The 2,730-nt window shown below is 41.8% G+C and carries 2 protein-coding genes; both read right to left on the bottom strand.

Annotated elements, in window-relative coordinates; genetic code table 11:
• Positions 1–416: 416 nt before the first annotated feature.
• Positions 417–1,850 (bottom strand): citrate/2-methylcitrate synthase, encoded by a 1,434-nt coding sequence (locus DW981_RS14390; protein WP_022025080.1) that lies wholly within the window; start codon positions 1,848–1,850, stop codon positions 417–419.
• 53 nt (positions 1,851–1,903) lie between these two features.
• On the bottom strand, positions 1,904–2,368 hold the full coding sequence (locus tag DW981_RS14385) for a MarR family transcriptional regulator (protein ID WP_182434311.1): 465 nt from the start codon (positions 2,366–2,368) through the stop codon (positions 1,904–1,906).
• Between the last annotated feature and the right edge of the window lie 362 nt (positions 2,369–2,730).

Below are 2,730 nucleotides of genomic sequence, written 5' to 3'. Positions count from 1 at the left end.
ATGCGCTACGTTACGTTACTTAATGTCTCTGAAATACGAGACATAAGTAACGACGAGCGCAAAGTCCCTTTCAAAAATGATGAATACCTTGCTTCCGGGACTTCGAGTTTCCGAAAGGCATGTAAATCAATCATCAGAGACAACAAAATCTAGAAATCACCTGAAAACTAATTGCGGCAAAGCAATTGCTATAGTTTCTTGATGGCAGGACTCACTATATAGCGGCTGCAAAATATAATTAACCCATCGACATAATAAGCAATATGTGGTTGTGAGGAGTTAAGGGGGGTGGGGAGTTTGAGGGGATTCAAAAATAAAAACACCGGAGCCGGGAAAAAACTGCTAAAGCGGTTTTTTTCCGAAATCCGGTGAATCTATGATCTTGATCTTATACGTTTGCACTGCCTCGTTCCTGATCAGCAGCTATCTCCCTTCATTGGGATGCGAAGTTCTTTCGCCTGACGACTATCGATCTTAAGCGTGGAACGATCTTTCAGACTTTCATATACCTTAGGCACCATGATACTCTTGTAAGCCGGACGAATGATCTTATCCACATTGATCAATTCCTCCATACGATGTGCACTCCATCCCACAATACGTGCCATTGCAAAGATTGGTGTGAACAGCTCTTGTGGAATACCAAGCATGCTGTAAACAAATCCGCTGTAGAAATCCACATTGGCACTAACGCCTTTATAGATTGCACACTCTTCACCAATTACTTCCGGTGCGATGCGCTCGATCATGGAATATAATTCAAATTCCTGCTTATGATTTTTTTCTTCTGCCAAAAGCTCGACGAACTGTTTAAAAGCACGAGCACGTGGATCTGATATAGAATACACCGCATGACCCATACCATAAATAAGTCCACGGCGGTCAAAGGCCTCCTTGCGCACCAATTTGCGCAAATAAGCACGCACCTGTTCTTCATCTGTCACATCATCTACATGCTCTTTAAGATCCTGCATCATCTGCACCACTTTGATATTGGCACCACCATGCTTCGGTCCCTTGAGAGAAGATAACGCCGCTGCAATAACAGAATACGTATCGGAACCTGCCGAAGTAACTACACGTGTCGTAAAGGTCGAGTTGTTACCGCCACCGTGCTCCATATGAAGTACCAGTGCCATATCTAACACTCTTGCCTCCGTCTCAGTATATTCTTTATTCGGACGAAGCATACGCAAAATATTCTCTGCTGCTGAAAGATTATCATCCGGTCTGTGGATATAAAAACTTTCATCACATTCATAATGATTATATGCATGATAACCATATACCGCTAACATAGGAAATACGCTGATCAGCATCAAACACTGGCGCATAACATTATCAATACTATTATCTGTTACATTATCATCATAGGAAGACAACGTTAACACACTCTTAGTCAAAGAATTCATGATATCCTGACTCGGAGCTTTCATAATAACGTCACGCACAAAGTTGGTAGGCAGACGACGATTTTTCACCAATACCTGCTGAAATTCCTGCAGCTCCTGCTTATTAGGAAGTTCTCCAAATAACAGCAGAAATGCGATCTCCTCAAATCCATATCGCTTGTCCTCGCGAAATCCTGCTGTCAGATCATATATATTATAGCCACGATAGTACAACTGCCCATCACATGGAATAATATGTCCATCCTCTGTCTCTTCGGTTGCTTTGATCAACGAAATATTTGTAATACCAGATAATACGCCTTTGCCGTTTTTATCTCGAAGCCCTCTCTTCACACCATACTGCTCAAAAAGCTTTGCATCGATTGAATTGTTTGCCACACACACGTGACGATACTTATCTGCAAACTGACGCATCATCTTATCATATTCCTGACTCATAGTTTCTGTCTCCTTTCCTGTTGTCATGCCTGTCATAACAGGCTGTATTTAATTTACTGTGATACCTTATTCATAACAGCGATGTCTAATCCCTGCACGATATTACCGGAGATTTTCTCCGCTACACGCTTAACAACTGCCAGTTCCTCCTCTTCCACGCCGCGAAACAATACCTGGTACATGGTAAGATGCAGTGCCCGTACCTTTGTAAGAACCGGATCTGCTTTCTCACATACCAGCAAACGTACTTTGCGTCGGTCAGTGTCGTCCGGCACACGGAGAATCAATCCCTTTTCGATCAGCTCTTCGATCGACTTAGAAACATGACTCTTCGTCCAATGATGTCTCTGCACGATATCCTTAGCCGTATTATACTTACGATGCTCTGACAAATAGAGCAATACACGGATATCCAACAAAGAAAGTCCATAGGTTTCTGTCACAGGCGCATAAACCCGCTCCTGAAACCTTCTAAACTGCTGCCCGGTCAGCAGCGATTCTAAACCATCATCAATCATAACTTTTTCACCCATTAATTAGTATACTTTTGAACAGTTCAATATAGAACTATTATACCGCAAGTTTATTTCATTTGTCAAATTACAATAACTTACTATAACTTCCCATAGCAAAAGTTATTGTCCAAACCACATATTGCTTATTATGTCACAAAGCTAATAGCTATTTTGCAGCCAACAAGGTAAATTATCCTGCCATCAAAAATACTAAAGCAATTGCTGCAGAACGCAGAGTTTTCAAGTGATTTCTTATTTTGTTAAGTCTCTGATGAATACATGCCTGAAGGATTGTCTGAGATGTCCCGGTTTAGCAAGGTATCATCCATTTTTGGACGGGACGCTTTCGCTACGATGCGCTACGT

Source organism: Clostridium sp. AM49-4BH (assembly GCF_003478335.1).
In the GTDB taxonomy this organism is placed as follows: domain Bacteria; phylum Bacillota; class Clostridia; order Lachnospirales; family Lachnospiraceae; genus Butyribacter.
The sequence above is the reverse complement of the archived record's forward strand: the minus strand, read 5'-3'. Positions and strand labels throughout refer to the sequence as shown.